The 18,525-nt window shown below is 39.7% G+C and carries 20 protein-coding genes; 8 read left to right on the top strand and 12 right to left on the bottom strand.

The features are described from left to right. Nucleotides 1-20 precede the first annotated feature (20 nt). The 10 genes from KYJ26_RS21460 to KYJ26_RS21415 all read right to left on the bottom strand — a co-directional run bounded on the left by KYJ26_RS21460 (nt 21) and on the right by KYJ26_RS21415 (nt 7,327). Nucleotides 21-593: a sulfurtransferase TusA family protein gene (locus KYJ26_RS21460; protein WP_219169873.1), complete on the bottom strand. Its 573-nt coding sequence runs from the start codon at nt 591-593 to the stop codon at nt 21-23. A gap of 48 nt (nt 594-641) precedes the next feature. Next, nucleotides 642-1,121 (bottom strand): DsrE/DsrF/DrsH-like family protein, encoded by a 480-nt coding sequence (locus KYJ26_RS21455; RefSeq protein ID WP_219169872.1) that lies wholly within the window; start codon nt 1,119-1,121, stop codon nt 642-644. 50 nt (nt 1,122-1,171) lie between these two features. After that, a complete protein-coding gene (locus tag KYJ26_RS21450) occupies nt 1,172-1,399 on the bottom strand; it encodes a sulfurtransferase TusA family protein (protein WP_206854976.1) in 228 nt (75 codons plus the stop codon). 82 nt (nt 1,400-1,481) lie between these two features. Next, nucleotides 1,482-1,742, bottom strand: coding sequence for a metal-sensitive transcriptional regulator (locus KYJ26_RS21445; RefSeq protein WP_219169871.1), 261 nt, complete (start codon nt 1,740-1,742; stop codon nt 1,482-1,484). A gap of 166 nt (nt 1,743-1,908) precedes the next feature. Beyond that, the gene (locus KYJ26_RS21440; protein WP_219169869.1) at nt 1,909-3,162 is read right to left on the bottom strand and encodes a M24 family metallopeptidase; all 1,254 of its coding nucleotides are present in this window, start codon (nt 3,160-3,162) and stop codon (nt 1,909-1,911) included. Between the two features lie 122 nt (nt 3,163-3,284). Further along, nucleotides 3,285-4,250: an ArsA family ATPase gene (locus tag KYJ26_RS21435; RefSeq protein WP_219169867.1), complete on the bottom strand. Its 966-nt coding sequence runs from the start codon at nt 4,248-4,250 to the stop codon at nt 3,285-3,287. Nucleotides 4,251-4,275: 25 nt separating this feature from the next. Continuing rightward, nucleotides 4,276-4,545, bottom strand: a complete 270-nt coding sequence (locus tag KYJ26_RS21430; protein WP_307514186.1) for a cory-CC-star protein — start codon at nt 4,543-4,545, stop codon at nt 4,276-4,278. Nucleotides 4,546-4,558: 13 nt separating this feature from the next. Next, nucleotides 4,559-4,846 (bottom strand): hypothetical protein, encoded by a 288-nt coding sequence (locus tag KYJ26_RS21425; protein WP_219169865.1) that lies wholly within the window; start codon nt 4,844-4,846, stop codon nt 4,559-4,561. Between the two features lie 152 nt (nt 4,847-4,998). Beyond that, entirely contained in the window at nt 4,999-6,738 is a 1,740-nt protein-coding gene (locus KYJ26_RS21420; protein WP_219169863.1) for a carbon starvation CstA family protein, read from the bottom strand. 184 nt (nt 6,739-6,922) lie between these two features. Continuing rightward, nucleotides 6,923-7,327 (bottom strand): sporulation protein, encoded by a 405-nt coding sequence (locus KYJ26_RS21415; protein ID WP_219169861.1) that lies wholly within the window; start codon nt 7,325-7,327, stop codon nt 6,923-6,925. A gap of 131 nt (nt 7,328-7,458) precedes the next feature. Between KYJ26_RS21415 and KYJ26_RS21410 the strand changes: the two genes are divergently transcribed. Beyond that, complete coding sequence (locus KYJ26_RS21410; protein ID WP_219169860.1) at nt 7,459-7,794, top strand: YckD family protein; 336 nt, start codon at nt 7,459-7,461, stop codon at nt 7,792-7,794. Between the two features lie 68 nt (nt 7,795-7,862). On the opposite strand, the gene ltaE is transcribed toward KYJ26_RS21410, so the two are convergent. After that, a complete protein-coding gene (gene ltaE / locus KYJ26_RS21405; protein WP_219169859.1) occupies nt 7,863-8,879 on the bottom strand; it encodes a low-specificity L-threonine aldolase in 1,017 nt (338 codons plus the stop codon). Nucleotides 8,880-9,105: 226 nt separating this feature from the next. Here ltaE and KYJ26_RS21400 point away from each other — a divergent pair, with 226 nt between their 5' ends. Further along, complete coding sequence (locus KYJ26_RS21400; RefSeq protein ID WP_219169858.1) at nt 9,106-10,362, top strand: helix-turn-helix domain-containing protein; 1,257 nt, start codon at nt 9,106-9,108, stop codon at nt 10,360-10,362. Between the two features lie 217 nt (nt 10,363-10,579). Here the strand turns inward: KYJ26_RS21400 and KYJ26_RS21395 are convergent, their stop codons facing one another. Next, nucleotides 10,580-11,215: a DUF421 domain-containing protein gene (locus KYJ26_RS21395; RefSeq protein ID WP_219169856.1), complete on the bottom strand. Its 636-nt coding sequence runs from the start codon at nt 11,213-11,215 to the stop codon at nt 10,580-10,582. 121 nt (nt 11,216-11,336) lie between these two features. On the opposite strand from KYJ26_RS21395, the gene KYJ26_RS21390 reads away from it, so the two are divergent. The 6 genes from KYJ26_RS21390 to KYJ26_RS21365 all read left to right on the top strand — a co-directional run bounded on the left by KYJ26_RS21390 (nt 11,337) and on the right by KYJ26_RS21365 (nt 18,475). Beyond that, a complete protein-coding gene (locus KYJ26_RS21390; protein ID WP_219169854.1) occupies nt 11,337-12,569 on the top strand; it encodes an aminopeptidase in 1,233 nt (410 codons plus the stop codon). Between the two features lie 226 nt (nt 12,570-12,795). Beyond that, nucleotides 12,796-13,632 carry an alpha/beta hydrolase gene (locus tag KYJ26_RS21385; RefSeq protein WP_219169852.1) on the top strand — a complete coding sequence of 279 codons (837 nt, stop codon included), beginning with the start codon at nt 12,796-12,798 and terminating at the stop codon, nt 13,630-13,632. A gap of 122 nt (nt 13,633-13,754) precedes the next feature. Continuing rightward, complete coding sequence (locus tag KYJ26_RS21380) at nt 13,755-14,948, top strand: class I SAM-dependent rRNA methyltransferase (RefSeq protein ID WP_219169850.1); 1,194 nt, start codon at nt 13,755-13,757, stop codon at nt 14,946-14,948. A 178-nt stretch (nt 14,949-15,126) separates the two neighbouring features. Then, complete coding sequence (locus KYJ26_RS21375) at nt 15,127-15,654, top strand: D-glycero-alpha-D-manno-heptose-1,7-bisphosphate 7-phosphatase (RefSeq protein WP_219169848.1); 528 nt, start codon at nt 15,127-15,129, stop codon at nt 15,652-15,654. A 158-nt stretch (nt 15,655-15,812) separates the two neighbouring features. Next, complete coding sequence (locus tag KYJ26_RS21370; RefSeq protein ID WP_219169846.1) at nt 15,813-17,729, top strand: DUF294 nucleotidyltransferase-like domain-containing protein; 1,917 nt, start codon at nt 15,813-15,815, stop codon at nt 17,727-17,729. Beyond that, the gene (locus KYJ26_RS21365) at nt 17,729-18,475 is read left to right on the top strand and encodes a 3'-5' exonuclease (RefSeq protein WP_219169844.1); all 747 of its coding nucleotides are present in this window, start codon (nt 17,729-17,731) and stop codon (nt 18,473-18,475) included. Before KYJ26_RS21370 ends, KYJ26_RS21365 begins: the two co-directional genes overlap by 1 nt. Nucleotides 18,476-18,525 lie beyond the last annotated feature (50 nt).

Genomic DNA, 18,525 nt, shown 5'->3' with positions numbered 1-18,525 from the left:
AAGCCTCCTTAAAATATGAATTACTTAATATCAGATTCAACGTCTCCAGTCCATTCGCTCATACCTGGAACCACATTGATTACATTTGCAAAGCCTTTATCTGAAAGCATTTGAGCAGCCATATCACTTCTGTTTCCAGTCCGGCACACCACATAAATGTCTTTATCTTTGTTCAATTCTTCTACACGGTTTTCAAGGTCCCCTAATGGCATTGAGATGGCACCGGGAATATGTTTGAATGCATACTCTGCTTTTTCCCGGACATCCAGAACAATGACATTTTCTTGCTTTAATTTACTTGCTAATGCTTCATTATCGATCACAGCTTCATGCTTACGCTCAACTGCCTCTTCACCGCTTGATTTACGTACAAAGTGTTTAAGGACCTCTCCTTCTTCGATAGTCCCTAAATATTCATGACCTGAACTTTTTGCCCAAGCTTGAAGGTCTGCTTTTGAGCCCTTGTCTGTTGCCTGGATTTCAATCACATGTCCTGCTTCCATGTCTTTCATTGCCTTTTTGGTTTTCACGATTGGCATTGGACAAGCAAGTCCTTTCGCATCTAAAACGAAATTTGATTCAATACTATTCATATAATGACCTCCAATTACCTCATAGGGTATATTTATTTACAAAAAAAATTAGATGAATAAGTTCACATTTCCGTCTTCAGCATCTGCTAAATAAGCAGCTACACCAGCATATTCAATTTCTTCCAGTAACTCGTCTTTGTGTAAACCCAGTAGATCCATTGTCATGGTACAAGCAACGAGTTTGACGTCTTGTTCCCTTGCCATGTCAATTAAATCGGGTAGAGGCATTGCATTGTGCTTCTTCATGACGCCTTTAATCATTTTTGGCCCCATTCCCATGAAGTTCATGTTGGATAATCCCATTTTATCTGCACCTCGTGGCATCATACGCCCAAACATTTTTTCCATGAAACCTTTTTTCATTGGGACCATTTCTTCTTTTCTTAAAGCATTCAATCCCCAGAATGTATGGAAAATCGTTACTTCATGATCATACGCGGCTGCCCCATTGGCAATGATATATGCCGCCATCGCTTTATCGTAATCTCCGCTAAAGAGAATAATATTGGTTGTTTTTGTTTCTGACATTGTATCTCCTCCTATTTACTGTATGGGGTATTTATCCCCTCAAAAAAAAATTAACCTTTTTTAATCCAAAATGTAAAGACATCATTTTCTTCATTTGAGTCCATTAATTCGTGTCCAGTGGATTTCGCCCACGCGGTCAAGTCACTCTTTGCACCTTTATCTGTTGTTTGTACTTCTAAAATTTGACCGGATTCAATCTCCTTGATTGCCTTTCTCGTTTTCACAATCGGCATTGGACAAGCAAGTCCCTTTGCATCTAATACTTTATCTGCGTTCATTCGAATTCCTCCTGATAATGTTGTTTTTAAATACCTATAAGGGTATATTAATTGATATAAAAAAAGTTGTCAACTCTTTTTCTTATCGACTCTTCACTAATAAATTCACTGCTTCTTTCACTAGTTCTTCTGTGTTTTCGCCTGTTTCATGCGAATCTTTCACGCACTCAACAAGATTCATACTGACAATTATGCCGACGGAACGGTCAAGAGCTGTTTTTGCTGCGGAAAGCTGTGTGATAACGTCTTTACAATCTTCCCCCTGCTCCATCATTCTTACAATTCCACGGAGCTGCCCTTCAACACGTTTAATTCGATTCTTAATTTGTGCATTGTATTCCATCAAGACACCTCCTGTTGGCTTATTGTTTCTTGCTACATACACAATAATATACCCTATAAGGTATATAGTCAAGGGGGTATTTTAAATTTTATTCCTTATACATAAAAAAGGCCTGTTCACACAGTAACTGTGACCAGCCTTTTACGTTTGGAGTTCCGTTTTATATCTAAATTAGATAGAATGATGTCTGCCTTTTAGACATATATTCCAGTCTATTCTGCATGAAAGCAACAGGCTCTTCCAAATAGATCGGGATGATTTGATTCCATTCGGGAATGTATTGTTTAATATTGAATTCCATGGCATAGCAGCTATTGGCTGTTAAAGGAAGGTCACCCCTGATGGGAATGTCTCCTTGTACATCATATAAGCCTATTAATGCTCCCGCTTCATGACAGTGATTCCCTATTGGGTGGGAATAGAGCATTGCCTCAATTTCTTCTTCTCTTGCCTTTTTCATTGCCCGGTAAAACACTTCATTTCCTGTTCTGCCAATTTTCATTTCCTCCGTTATGATGTCCTCAAACCTTAAGGCAGTTTCGAAGGCGGATTGAAGTCCTTCTGGAGCTTCCACCTCACCAGGATAGAGCACGTATGCCAGTTGCTGCGTATCCGTTGTAAGACCTAGGTAACGAATACCAAAGTCTAAATGAACGATATCTCCAAATCGAATAATCTCACCTTCTAGCCGGTCCATGTCCGATCCTTTTCTTTGCAAATCGACCGTAGGATAAAAAGACGTTTCCATTCCTTCATCTAAAACACGTTGGCGTATCCAATCGACTACGTCTTCTGTTGTCGTGATTCCTGGATGTATCACCGCTCTTGATAATGCTTCTTCGGCAATGGTCCTCCCAAGCTCGGCTATAGAGGGGTAAGCGACTAATTCCTTGGCAGTCCTAATCGATAGCCAATCTACAATAACATGTTGTGCAGACGTGAATTTATGTGAATGATCATCTAATAACATGCTTAAATGTTGAAAATGGGAGTGGCTCAACCCGTCTGCTACAGCAAAAGTCGATGAATAGTTCAACGCAATATTATCAGGGTTATGTTCATCCACAAGTCGTTTTAGACATTCCCATTGATCGCACTCTTCTGGATTCCAGACGCGTTCATAAAATGGTTCGAAATTAGGATTTGGGTGGAGGACCCATCTTCTGAGATGCTTTCCACTGTCTAAATAAAATACAAGGATCGTCAATCTCCTCGAGCTGTCTATTGACGCTGGATACAGACTCTTAAGGACTGGATCTTCATTATACTCCCTTCCTACTACAATCCACAAGTTGACATCGTGTTTTTCCATTAAAGTAGGTAATAGTGTATTAAGGCGATGAAATAACCAGCGATTTTGGGTTTCTTCCCTTTTCTTTAAAGGAAGAACGGCGGGTATAATGTTTTTCTCACTTTTCATTAGAATCACTTCCTTCGCTTTATTGTTTCAATACACTTTCGACAAAAAACCACATTTCCCCTTCAATAAATAAAAATGACCATCGAAGAAATCTTCAATGGTCACTCTTGCTATGTACTATCCTATTGTCGACAAGCTTTTTCACTATTAACGATTTCTTTCTCAAGAGCTGCTGCGAATTTTTCCAAAAGGGGAAGGGTGCAGATGTCTTCTTCCATTAGGGGGATATGATAGAAAGATTGCTTTGTAAACTTCTCTTTCATCAGTCTCAAGTAAACTTTTTCCTGATCCCTTCTTTTTCGCAAGAACTCACCGTCTGCCCCATTGGGGAGAATTTTATTGATAACCAGTCCTTCAATATTAAGAGAGTTCTTAGACATCAATTCAACCGCTTTTTCTGTTTCAAGAATGGGCAGTCTTTCAGGGATCAGTACAAAAATAAAGCCTGTCTTTTGCTGATTAAGTAAAACCTCCCTTACTTTTGAAAACTTTTCCCGTCGCTTTTGAAGGACTTCATATATGGGATCATCGACGGGCTCCCCATCATTCAAAAGCTGAGAGTAATTCTTGTTTGTTTTTTTCCTTCTCTCGAGCATTCCATCCATCCATACCCCCATAAGTTCCGGGAGCGAAAGCAGTCGAATCGTATGACCGGTCGGTGCAGTGTCAAAAATGATTTTGTCAAAATCATTTCCGTCTTCCAGAATGATGGAAACTATACGATCAAATAACGCAGCTTCTTCTGCCCCGGGTGCTGAAGCGGCCATGTCAATTTGCCGGTGCACTTCATTTACCATATTGGCCTTGACCATCCCTTTCAGATTCCCTTTTACTCCGTTAATGTATTGACGTGTTTCGTTGCCAGGATTAATCTCGATTCCCCATAAATTTTCCTGTAATGGAGTCTTATGTCCCTTGATTTCCTGATGGAAAATATCTCCCAGATTATGTGCCGGATCTGTTGAAATAATTAACGTCTTTTTTCCCATTTTTGCGTACATGACAGCTAAGGCAGATGCAGTCGTCGATTTCCCTACACCCCCTTTCCCTCCTACAAATATAATGGACTTCTGTAATAGATCATTCATACCATGCTCCTTCCTTCACTTATTTTCAACAACATCTGATACCATCCAGAGGAGAGTGTTCCATCCCCATCCTTAAGTGCCAATCATGAAACTTTTCTATGATAAATGGATAAAGTTCCAATGTGTAATAGAATACAGGGTTGGGTATTCCAAGCATTTCTGAATAAAGCAGCAAAAAGAATAAATCATCCTCGTCCCTCAATTCCCTGGCAATTTCCGTTTTGTGAGGGAGGCGTATCATGTCATCATAAAGCTCTATTACTCTTTTGAACTTTGCTTTTAAAGTTGAATCCAACGGTGTTCCCTCCTTATAGAAAGTCTTGGATTGTTGCATGATACATTCGTTTGTCGCTCAGATAATGCCCATTAATGAAAATGGCTTCCCTTTTGATATGGAATAGCAAAGAATAACATGCAGTGAAAAAAGGAATCTGTTTTCTCCATACCTGTCTTCCCATGTAGTAGACGATGGATAACATATTTCTAGGATCACAGTATATGATCTGTACGGCTTCCCCATATTTTTCAGCTGTTTCACAATATAGTCCTGCAAGGAGGCTTCTTTCGTGATCATGATGAGAAAAATCATGTTTCATTGTGATGAACCCGTCACCACTAACCCCACCGCATCACCCCATACCGACTTCAAGTTCTGCACGAATCATCATGACTTCTACCATTCCTATTCCTCCCTTTTTAAATATGTAATGAATAGGGGGATCCGAATAGAATCCCCCTAACGTAATGCTTAAGCTGAGAATTGTGAAGGTCCATCTCCCTTTTTAGAAAGCGAAGATGCCGCGGTGATAAGTATCCACAGAGTGAAAATCAGGATAATGCTTCCGAAGATGAACAAGAGCATATTCCCCTCAGACTCACCAGCTCCCGACCATTCAAACACAACCTGATGAATCATTGCCCAAAGTGTCATAAACATGAGGAACAACATTGGAATCAATGTAGCTAAGTAATTCCTGCCCTGACGTTTGAGCCATATTGTAATCAGCAGTAAACTGATTCCAGCAAGCAATTGGTTCGATGTACCGAATAACGGCCAAAGAAGGTATCCACCGGATCCAAATCCTTTAGGACCTTGAGGCAACAAGGTCAATGCAGCACTGGATACGACTGCAATGGTTGTGGCAACATGAGCATTGGTCAAAGGATTTACCTTGTATTCCTCTCCCAATTCTGCAATGATATACCTCATGAGTCGAACAGATGAATCCAGTGTTGTGGCAGCGAAACTTACGATGATGACGGATACAATCGTTGCAGCAATATCTGCCGGGATGCCTACACCTGTGGCGAGTTGGCCGGCTCCTTTAATGAACACTCCTAATCCGGCACCACTGGCAGCGGCAAATCCACTGTATGTTGCTTTAAATTCTTCAACATTGGGGAAAAAGGTAATACAAGCGATGATTGCAATCAACGCAAGCGCCCCTTCCCCGACTGCACCAAGGTAACCAACAAAGCGTGCATCTGTTTCCTTATTCAACTGCTTTGAAGATGTACCTGAAGAAACGAGACCGTGAAAACCGGAGATGGCTCCACATGCAATTGTAATAAATAGTAATGGGAACCAGGATACATCCGCAGATCCATTTGTCATTGGAGCCGTAATCTCAGGATTTGTAAACAATAGCCCGAGGTATAGTAATCCCAGACCTACTATGAGCTGATGTGAATTGATATAATCCCTTGGCTGTAACAGTTTCCATACAGGAAGAATGGAAGCTATGTACACGTAGATCATCAGAATAACGATCCATACAAAGAATGCCATACTTGTTGAGCTTAAACCAAATAATGAAGTGGCATCCTGCCCTCCGAAATAACGGACCAAATCAATTTGTAAAAAATCAACCCTGCTTGCGATAACTGCTGATGCATACATGACACCAAGGGCTACTATCGAAGGCAATAGCATGCTACCATTCCGCTTGTATACGGAATATCCAATCCATACAGCCAGCGGAATCTGGATAAAGACAGATAAGACGCTTGCCGGGAACGTGATGAATAAGTTCGCTATGACCCATGCAAACACCGCATTGACCATTAATACAAGAATTAAAATGATAAATAGAAAAAGTACTTTTGCCCTCTTCCCTATCAACTTATTCGCTAAAGAACCTACTGATTGTCCCTTATTTCTCACGGAGAGTACCAAAGTTCCAAAATCATGGACACCCGCTGCGAACACGGTCCCGAAAATCACCCAAAGAAAAGCGGGAAGCCATCCCCAATACACGGCAATTGCCGGCCCGACGATTGGGGCAGCCCCGGCAACTGAAGTAAAATGGTGCCCCCAAAGGACAAATTTATTCGTTGGAACAAAGTCCACACCGTCTTTATACTGGTGAGCGGGTGTTACATAACTCGGATCGAGCCTGTACACTCTTTCCGCAATAAGTGTAGAATAATATTTATATCCTACTAAAAATACAATACCCCCAATGACCGCTAACCATATTCCACCCATCATATTCCTCCTCTATCTCATATTAGTATACATCTTAATATCTGAATTTTTAGAATGTATACGCTTACTACATTTTACATTGGGTATTTATGGATTTCAATGAGAACATTGTACTTTTCTTTCTTGGTCTTCTTCCTGAATACAAGAAGGACCGATCCATTAAATGAATCGGTCCTTCTTGTATTCAGCGGATGAAGATGCTGTCTTCATCTGTAGGATCTACCGCCTGAGGGATATCTACCGTCGTCCTCAGTATTGTTTGGTCTGTATCAGTGGTTTTAGGGTGATCGGATTCAGTAGGGAACTCAAATGGGATCCGCTTTTCTTCCCCGGCTTTGATCGTCCCGATATTGTCTATGGTAATGGTCTTTAAGTCTTTTTCATGATAGCAAAAATCACTATCCTTTTTGTCTTCTTCATATTTATAAAGCAATAATAATTGAACTTTATTTATCGGCTGATCGGCCATCCCCCCCTTGAGAACGACGTCCCCCTTAATATGATCCCCCGGGGAAATCTCAGTAGTATGCACGATTGTATCTACTTTCACATGTCCGATCCCGATACTCGATAAAAATTTGTTTAACATCATTCAACCCCCTCATTCTATTTCTATTACTATTTATACTACCAATTCTTTTTATGACTCGTCCACTCTTACATATTCTGCTAATATTTCGCAAAGAATATAAGAGAAACTTTAGAAAGGAGGGAATATAAATGAAAAAATTGGTTGTATCCATCTTAGCTGTCTTCATACTTAGCCTTAGTTTCGGATCTTTTGCTTCTGCAGAAGGTGAAGGACAAGCACCGGATCAAAAGGTGAATCTAACGGAAGAACAAAAAGCTGAGCTTGGTAAATTACATGAACAAATGTACTCGACAAAGAAAGAACTCGTGAATAAATATGTTGAATACGGCGTCTTCTCAAAAGAACAAGGAGACAAAGTACTTAAGATGATGGAAAGCAAACATCAAAAGCTGAAAGAAAATGGCTACATGATGAGATGGCATCCACATCCACATCATGGAAAACAACTGGATCACAAAGAATAATTATGGTGGAAGGGCTCTTCATGCCCTCTCCTCCTTTAATCAAGTGTATCTCCCACGATATGTATTAATCATTTTTCCCTGAGTATAAGAGAAACCTTTTCCATATCGTCCATCGATACATCAAAATGAGTAGTGAATCGGACAAGAGTCGGTCCAAAGGTAACAGCCAATATTCCCTTCTTCTTTAACCCTTCTACAAATTGCTCCGATGTCATTCCTCTTCCGGATACATCCACCACTACGATATTTGTATCAACTTCATTGATGACTTCAATTCCATTACATGATTGAAGGGTTTCCTGCAAGAGCTTCGCCTTATCATGGTCTTCCACTAATCGTTCTCTCATTTTGGTCAGTGCAACCAAACCTGGAGCAGCAATTATTCCTGTTTGTCTTAATCCCCCTCCCAGTCGTTTCCTCCATTTTCGAGCCTGCCTAATAAAGTCATGGTCACCGGCAATGATTGAACCTATAGGGGCGCCCAATCCTTTAGATAAGCAAATTTGAATGGTATCACAATGATCCGTGAATTCCCTGACATCTCTGCCACTTGAAGCCACTGCGTTAAAGAGTCGTGCACCATCAACATGTACAGGAATGGAGTGTTTCCTCGCAATGGCATGAATGGCTTTCATATTTTCAGGTGAAACAATGGCCCCTCCTGCACGATTATGTGAATTCTCCAGGCATATTAAACCTGTTTCCGGAAAATGTTGATCTTCCGTTCGAATAGCAGTTTCAATTTCTTTAGGATCCATTTCTCCATTGATTCCTTCAATTGTCCTGGTTTGAACACCTGCTAAAGCTGCAACCGCACCTGATTCATAATAGAAAATATGTGAATTTGTTTCTAATAGAATTTCATTTCCCGGCCGTGTATGGGTTAAAACGGCAATTTGGTTCCCTTGTGTACCACTTGTGACAAATAAAGCCTCCTCCTTACCCAGTATCCTGGCGGCTTCCTTTTCTAGCTTTAGGACGGTAGGATCCTCACCGTATACATCATCCCCGACTTCAGCCTCGTATGCTGCCCTTCTCATTTCTTCCGTTGGCTTTGTAACTGTATCACTTCGTAAATCAATCATTGTGAGACTCCTCCTCTAATACGTTTGTTACATTCATTATACCAAAGGGAATGGATTGGCGATGGTCTCGATTTGACCATCACCATGAACATAACACCATACCAATTACCTACAAAAAATTATAATTATAGGAATATTCAAAACTTTTATCCTTTTTTTATGTTACTATTTTAATAATCTGTTCCATAACACAGTGTCTAATGTCTAGTTAGAGGAGAAGACTCAAATGACGATCGGTTCAAAAATCCGTTTTCACAGACATAAAAGGAAGTTAACCCAAGAAGATTTAGCAAAAGGAATCATTTCCATATCTTACCTTTCCAAACTGGAAAATAATCAAGTGACCCCGTCAAATGACATCATCAACTTGCTTTGTGAGCGGTTGGGTGTGAATAATCTGCTAGACCGTCCGAATCATTTGAACAATCTTCTCGAAAAATGGAACCACGAATTACTATGGAACAATACCGCTAAAGCCGATTCCACTCAAAGACTCATCATGAAAGATCTTGATGAGACCGATGACTTGATGACGCATTTATTTTATAGAATCCTATGCTTCCGCGTACAACTAATAAAAGGAAACCTTGAAGAAGCTCTGAAACACATGGTCCATGTTCAATCTAATTATAAAGAACTTACGGATACTTTGAGATTTTATTACCACAAATATAAAGGGAATTATTATTACCTTTTGGAAGAGTACAAAAAAGCCCAAGGAGAATTAAAAGAGGCGGAAACTTTTTATGTGCTCGGTAATGTCGTAAATGAAGAAGAACGAGCAGATTTATACTATTTGTACAGTCTGGTTCTGGCCCGTTTGAACATGTACCGTTTAGCCATTTATTATGGGGAAAAATCGCTTTCCATTTTTCAGGGAGTATATTATCAGAAAAGATGCGCCGAGGTACATCTCCTATTAGGTATCTGTTATCGGAGAATTCGCTATAGTGAGGAAGCTTTAAAGCATTATGAATGGGCGAATTTCATTTCTCACTCCATTCAATATACCTCCTTACTTTCAAAAGTTGAGCAAAACCTGGGGTACCTAAAATCTTTTATGAAAAAAAGTGACGAAGCAATCCAGCATTACTTGAAAAGCATAGAATTAAAAGAATCCGACGAAGAAGGGAAACTCTACTCTATTCTCTCACTCGTCAAAGAATATTATAAGATGAATCAATTTTCCAATGTTCATTTATGGTTGCCTAAAGGGTTGGGACTTTGTTCCAAAGATAAGTACCCGGATAAATACTATCAGTTCTCTTATTATCAATTTGCATTAAATGATTTCCCTCCTGGATTCGAGATGTTTATGAAAGAGTACGCTCTCCCCTTCTTCAAGAAGAATGGTTCCCATTTATTATACGCGGAGTATTCTACGTTTTTCGGACAGTATTACCAGGGGGTCAGAAAATATAAGCTTGCTGCATTTCATCTAAATGAAGCTAATATCATTTATGAAGAAATGTTGACTTTATAGGAGGTGAAGACAATTGAAAGAACTAAGAAAATTAGTGATCATCATTAGCCTTACGGCGATGGCCCTTGCCGGAGTTGTAGTAGTCAATTCTAATGAAGAAGAGTTCCCACCATTTTCAAGTAAATTATAAGATTTAAAAGGGCTGGCATCTGTATAGGGCCAGTCCTATATTCTAGCTAAAGTATAAGTGCATTAAACCGAGACACCTCTATGTACCCTACTTCAATTCTTCAGGTGGCTCTATGGAATGGTACCCTGTGCTCACTTCATCAAACAAATCGTTTGCGGCATTTAATGGTTGGGATTGCGTACGCGATACTTGGCAGCCGGTTTGAGTCGGCCTCAATAATAGGGTAAGCGCCTGTATTTCCTGTTTCAATAAATTTATTTCTTCTTTCGTTGCAGGTTGTTTATTTTGTTTTAGGATAAACCCCAATTGTCCACTGGGTTCGAGAGTGGCTTCTTCTACGTCTGAAATGGAACGAATTTGATTTTGTCGCAATTTCATTTCCAGCTGATCCACGGTTAATCTGAGTTTTTTTAACGTATCCCTCTGCAGTTCACCATCCTTTATCACGAGTTTAGATCTTCCCGTGATCAGTTTTTCCAATCCATCAATTTTGATTTGTGCATACTCCATTACAACAAGAGACAGAACCAGAACCAACCCCACCATTAATGTAGACCAAACTCCTTCACCTGCAATCGGCTGGACGAGCAAAGAGCCGATTCCGATCATGATGACTACTTGAGCCAGACTCATTTGTGAAATCGACTTCCTGCCTGCTATTCTTAATAAGAGTGTACCTCCTACAACAAGAATGACCGCCTGCCATAAAAGATTGAAATCCATTCCTTCACATCCTTTTTAAAGCTAGCATTAGCTTTTGATTAAAAATCTATATTATTCAATGAAATTTTCTGACAAAAGAGATATAGTTATTGATGAATACATATTTAAGGGGGATAACCAAATGGAACATTCATTTGAGAAAAACTTAGAAAGATATGCAGATTTAATCGTGCAGGTCGGATTGAACCTGCAAAAGGATCAGGAACTGCTGATATCAGCACCCATCACCTCATACGAGTTTGTTCGACTGGTTACCGAGAAAGCGTATGAAGCCGGTGCCGTCAACGTATTGACCGACTTCTATGATGAAGAGCTGAAAAAAATCCGCTTGGAGAAATCCTCTGAAAAAGGGTTGAAAACGTTTCCTGATTGGAAGGCAAAAGGATATATCGAAATGGCAGAAAACAATGTCGCTTTACTAAACTTAGCAGCCCCGAACCCTTCTCTCCTAAGAGATACAGATCCTACACGGGTTGCCTTGTTGAACAGGACTTCAGCCGAGGCTATGAAAGACTTTTCAGCTTATATCGGCGGGGGGAAAATAAGCTGGTTAATCGCAGCCATCCCAACAACTGAATGGGCTCAGACCGTTTTCCCCGAACTTCCAAAAGAAGAGGCTTTCAATAAACTATGGGAAAATATCTTTTATACAACCAGAACAGATCAAGAAAATACCGTGAAACTCTGGGAGGCCCATATCCATAACCTGAATAAAAAAGCAAACCGTCTAAATGAAGGAAAATATAATAAACTTCATTACAAAGGTCCGGGTACAGATCTGACCATCGAATTCCACCCGCAAACCAAATGGATCAGTGCTCAATTCACCAATGATAAAGGCATCCCGTTTGTGCCGAATCTCCCAACGGAAGAAGTGTTTACAATTCCAGTCAGATATGGAGTAAACGGTGTAGTTTCAAGCACAAAGCCGCTTAATTACAGCGGTACGCTTATAAAGGATTTTTCATTAACCTTCAAGGAGGGTAAAGTGATTGAATACTCAGCTGAAGAAGGCTATGAAACCCTAAAGAACCTTCTTGAAACGGATGAAGGAGCATCATACTTGGGCGAAGTCGCGCTAGTACCTCATGACTCCCCTATTTCAAACACAAACATCATTTTTAATAATACGCTTTTTGATGAAAATGCATCCTGTCATTTAGCCCTTGGCAGAGCCCTTTCCGTATGTGTCGAAGATGGTAAGTCCATGACAGCTGAACAACTAAAGGAAATCGGCTACAATGAAAGTATGATTCATGTTGATTTTATGATCGGATCTGCTCAATTGAATATTGACGGTGAAAAAGCAGACGGTACAATCGAGCCAATCTTTAGAGCTGGTGACTGGGTTTAAAATTTGCTTTCTATGGCAGAATAACGTTAAAGGCTTAAATGTTGCACATTTAAGCCTTTTTCTTATGGAATCCTCTTCCCTCTCCAATTATTTCGCCGATAAAAGAACACAGTACCAATAATGGAAAAAGTTACATAGAATATGACAAATAAATTTCTTTTTTAACATATTCAATACTTCACGTATCCATTACAATGGAAGTATAACATTTTAAGGAGCGATTTTCTTGTCAGTAAAATATAAACGATCCTTTCTTTGGAGCGGGCTATTCATTATTGCCTTCCTCATTTTATATACAATCTTTCGTACTACAAATGTACAATCCCGTGAAAAACCGTTAACCGCAGAGGAAAGATACCCTACAGTATTTGTGCACGGTTATAAAGGTACATATAATTCATTCAGAACAATGCTGGACCGTTTTGAAAATCAGCACGGCTGGGGGCAAAAAACGTTGGAAATCACGGTGTCCGATTCTGGGAGTGTCAGATACAAAGGTTCTATACCTGACAACCCCACTTCCCCACCACTTGTTCAAGTCATTTTTGAAAATAATCGGGCTTCACTTGATAAACAAGGGATTTGGCTGGAAAATGCCTTGAAACTTCTGCATCATCAATTTAATGTGTCCAACGTCAATATTGTTGCACATTCAATGGGAGGACTTGCTTCAACGAAATATCTTGAAGATACAACCGATAGCCCGTTTGTTCCGAAGACCCATAAATTCATTACGATCGCAACTCCTTTCCAGGGTGTCACTAAGGACTCATATGATCAAATCAATACTGGTGCTGCCGTGATTGATTTAAAACCTGAATCACGAGCATTGAAGGAATTATTCATCAATCGAAATATGATCCCTTCAGATATCGAGGTATTCTCCATAGCAGGGTCTGGAGATGACGTAGTAAATGTACAGAGTGCATTAGGAAGTGAATTTATTTTCGAGAAGAACACCTTCCAGTCTCAAATTGTTTATGATCCATCCATTTCCCATAGTGGCTTACACGAGACCGTCAAAGTCGACCGGCTTGTAGGAGATTACTTATGGAGTGAATAATCAAGTACTGCTTCCCTCTAAGGAAAGAAATCATCCTTAGGGGGATTTTCTTATGCAGTTGCGTAAATCACCTTTACGTTCTATACTACACAAGACTAAACCAATAGGTTAGGATGAGTTGAATGACAAAAGAAATAATAGTGAAATCACACCCTAAGTACATATCACAGTTCCAAAAAGGGTTTCCCCTATTAAATAAAGAAAATGTGACAACGTCTATACAGGATTTACAAGATGGAGATATTATCAGACTTGTCGACAACAACAATCATTTCATTGCGAAAGGTTATGCCGGGATCCAGAATAAAGGAATCGGCTGGCTTTTAACCTGGAAAGAACATGAAGACATCGATAAAGATTTCATATGTAAGAAGCTTCAAGCTGCCATCAATCAACGTCTTCACTTCTACTATAGCGAGGATACGACTGCATTCAGAATATTTAATGGAGAAGGGGATGGTTTCGGTGGCTTGACTATAGATTACTTTGATGGATATTATCTCATTCAATGGTACTCAGAAGGAGCCTATTCTTTTCATGAAGAAGTAATGGAAGCGTTAAGGGAATTGACAGATTTTAAAGGTGTGTATCAGAAAAAAAGATTCGCACAAGAAGGGAAATACGTTGAAGAGGATGACTTCGTTGAAGGAACACGCCCAACTTTCCCACTCCTCGTTAAAGAAAATGGTGTGAAATTTGCGATCTATTTAAATGATGGAGCAATGGTTGGTGTATTCCTTGATCAAAGGGAAGTTCGAAAGAAAATACGTGACGCGTACTCTGAAGGTAAAAGGGTTTTAAATACATTCTCCTATACCGGTGCCTTTTCTGTTTTCGCTGCTCTCGGTGGCGCCATTGAAACAACAAGCGTTGACTTGGCAAATCGCAGCTTAAGTAAAACAATCGAACAGTTCAGCATCAATGACATCGATTATGAAGCTCAGAATATCATTGTTGAAGATGTCTTTAAATACTTCAAATATGCTATAAAAAAAGAACTGTCTTTCGATTTGGTCATATTAGATCCACCAAGCTTTGCACGTTCAAAGAAACATACATTCAGTGCTGCAAAGGACTATAAAAATTTATTGAAGGAAGCGATTGCCATCACTGAAAAGGGCGGCACCATCGTGGCTTCCACAAACTGCAGTACCTTCAATATGAAGAAGTTCAAAGGCTTTATCCAGACAGCATTTAAAGAAACAAATGGGAAATATGAAATCCTCGAAGAATATACGCTTCCAGAGGATTTTAAAACACTGAGGCAATACAAGCAAAGCGATTATCTAAAGGTCGCTTTTATCCGCAAATTATAAAGGATGTGATCCGGAGTCAGCACCGGATCACCTTCTGATTTTATAATAAGGAAATGCATGAATGAAATGTTATATAAACAAATGACAGAATACTCTGTTATTATTTCCTCGGAAACCGCAAAAACCGACAGGGAACACAAACTTCCTGATGAATTTTATCGAACTAGGGGGATTAATGATGAAGAAAGCGATTTTTCTTGACCGTGATGGTGTTATCAATGAGGTAAAAACCGATAGAGTGAAGTTCGTCAATACTCCAGAGCAATTTTATTTCCTCGAAGGAGTTCAGGAAGCCGTGAAATTATTATCAGATTCAGGCTTCCTCCTTTTTGTCGTGACCAATCAAGGTGGCGTTGGCCTAGGGTTTCTTTCTCATGATGATCTACAATTAATTCATGCTCATATGGTAAATGAATTGGAAAAAGCGGATGGATTTATTCAGGAAGTTTCCTGTTGTACCCATAAACCTAACGCGGGATGTCTATGCAGAAAGCCTGAACCCGGGATGATACTCAAACTGGCTGAAAAATATGACCTCGATCTTAGGAAATCCTATATGGTCGGTGATCGTGAAGTAGACATAGAAGCCGGAAAGAAAGCAGGATGCACGACCATTTTGCTTAACAAGATCCCTTCTCCTACAGATGCTGATTATATATTTCCTGATTTATTAAGTGCTTCTGAATTCATTGTGAAGGATCATTAAATGATTTGCCCCCTGCCTATCCTCCCACCGCCCTTTATCACCTTGTACCAGAAATTTTTAAGATGTTTTCATATTTGAATAGAACTCGTTTTTTCATTTCAAAATAAGGAATTCTATGATAAAGTACTATGGAATCAGATCGAACGGGAGGTTTTCGGGTGAACCAGCAGGAATTACTACAAATTATACGGGATCACTATCCCTTTGATGTGCTGTCTCTTGAACAGTTAAATTATATTATTACCGGCTCCACATACACGACCTTCAAGAAAGGTGAATTTCTATTTCATGAAGATGAAACGGTTGAAGAGCTTGATATATACTTTCTCGTCTCTGGTCTTGCGAAGAATGTGCTTCATAGGTCAAGCGGGAAACAATACTCACTCCGGTTTTATTACCCGGGTGACTTGATCGGAATCATGATCATGCTCACGAGTGGGCAGATGACTTTTTCGGTACAGGCAATCGAAGACTGCACGGTTTTCCGTATTCAAAAAGACCGGATTTTAGACATTATGACTAAAAACAACGATTTTTCAAAGATTATCTTTGAAAGCATCGGCAATCGAATGAAGACTCTTTACGATGAAATAAAAGTTAAATCTGCCACAGAAACCGACGATGAAAACATCAACCTTTTCAGGACCAAGGTACATACTCTGATGGATAGCCCTATTTTCATGGATGGGAATGCCACCGTAATTCAAGCTGCTCAAACGATGAAAAAACATGATACATACGGCTTGGTAGTGGTGAACCAAGATAAAAAAATGGAAGGTATCCTTACCCAGCGGGAAATTCTTTCATATATTACTAATCCAGGTGTCTCTGATAAAATAAAGGACTGGATGAAGGAAAAACCTTTCTGGATCAGGGATGAATCCTTTGCTTATGAAGCCCTTTCCTACTTCAAGCATGAGGAAGTGGATTTTGTCCCCATCATTCGCAATGATGTCGTCGTTGGTGTGCTTACCAGTACGTCTTTCCTCAATATTCAGGATTCAAATTATCTTGATCTTTCATATAAGATTCAAAAGGCTGTTACAAATGATGAATTGGTTGAACTTGCTACAGTAAAGAGTGAGACCTTTCAACAATTCATCCAAGACTTATTGATTCAAGACAGTTTTGGTTTTGATATCTGTGAAGTCATTTCAAACTATAATGATCGTCTTCACCGGAAAATCATTCAATTGAGTGAAAAAGAAATGAGGCAGGAAGGGTATGGTTCCGCTCCTATCAATTATTGTTTCATCGTGATGGGCAGCCAGGGTCGGAGTGAGCAGGGATTCCATACCGATCAGGACAATGGCATCATTCTTGATGACTATAATCATTTATCTGACTTAAAGAAGGTAGATCACTATTTTCAAGCGTTTACGGAGAAGTTAAATCAAAAGCTTGCTGCTTGTGGTTTTCCTGAATGCACGGGGGGAATTATGGCTAAGGAGCAAAAGTGGAAAAGATCCTATACAGATTGGAAAAAAGCAATCGATGAGTGGCTTCAGGAAATGGACGCACAGGAAATCCAGAATATCACGATGTTTTATGACTTCCGTCCAATCTACGGCGACTACTCCATTGCTGAGGAAATACGAAATTACCTGACAGAAAAGTCAAAACGATCCCTTAATATGCAACAACTATTACGAAAAGATGCCCTAAGATTCAAGCTTCCGGTCGGACCGTTGGGACGTGTCAATCTTAAGCCTAAAAATCATTTATTCAACATTAAGAAGTCCGGCCTTTTGCAAATTGTGAATATGATTCGAATCCATTCTGTCAAATATGGTATTAAAGAAGTCAATACGATCAAAAGGGTACAGTCATTAAAAAAATTACAAGCCTTTCACCCAAGAGATGCAGAAAATGTAAAAACAGCCATGCACATCCTCCTTTCCTTAAGGACAAAACAGAATCTTTTGGAACTTAGTGAAGGAAAACCATTGAGCAATGATATAGATGTCCGGACCCTTTCGAAAGAAGACCGTCAAAAATTAAAGGAATCTATCCAGATTGCCAATCGACTCCAGCAGGTAATGGAAATCAGTTTTAACAGGAACCGGGTGGTTTAATGGATGATATAGGCATTAATGTAGGCTATCGTATACTTAAGTATTATTTATGGCAGCAATTTTTCTTTCGTTATCAAGTAAAGAAGGAAAAAGAAAAGCTATCCTATCATAAGCTGTCACGTGCCCTTAAACAATTTGAAGAAGAAAAGCCGACGCTACAGAAGAAGCACTTATTTCATTGCACCTTTACCATATTTGACCTTGAAACCACTGGTTTCTTTCCTGAGGTGGGAGATGAAATCATTTCCATAGGGGCTGTTAAGGTGGAAGAAGGGAAAATCCAGAAAGATCATACTTTTTACCAGGTGATCGATCCCCTTCAGACCGTATCGCGAGAAACGAAACGATTCACAGGGCTAAGACGAAAAGATTTCTTAAACGGTGTGACCCTGCCGATAGGATTGGAGCGGTTTTTAGAGTTCAGTAAGGGGACGATTCTCGTCGCTCACCCTGCAAGCTTTGACATTAATTTTCTTCAAAAAAGGATCAGTAAGTGGGAACTACCATCGTTTGATCCCGAATTTGTCGATTCATTTGCACTTGCCAATAGCTTACTTGACAGAGATGACTGCTACTTGGATGTATTAGTGAAGACATTCAATATTCAGGACAGAACCAGGCATCATGCTCTAAATGATGCCATCATGACAGCAGAAATCTTCGAAAAGCTCCTGAACATCTGCTATCAAAAAGAGGTTCATACGATACGGGGGCTACATGAATTCCTTCTAGACGAATCGGGCTAAGTATGAATAATGTTCAACACTAAAAAAACCGCATGAGGAAATCCTCATGC

It is taken from the genome of Rossellomorea orangium, from assembly GCF_019334305.1.
GTDB lineage: Bacteria > Bacillota > Bacilli > Bacillales > Bacillaceae_B > Rossellomorea.
This window is presented reverse-complemented; position numbering and strand designations above follow the sequence as displayed.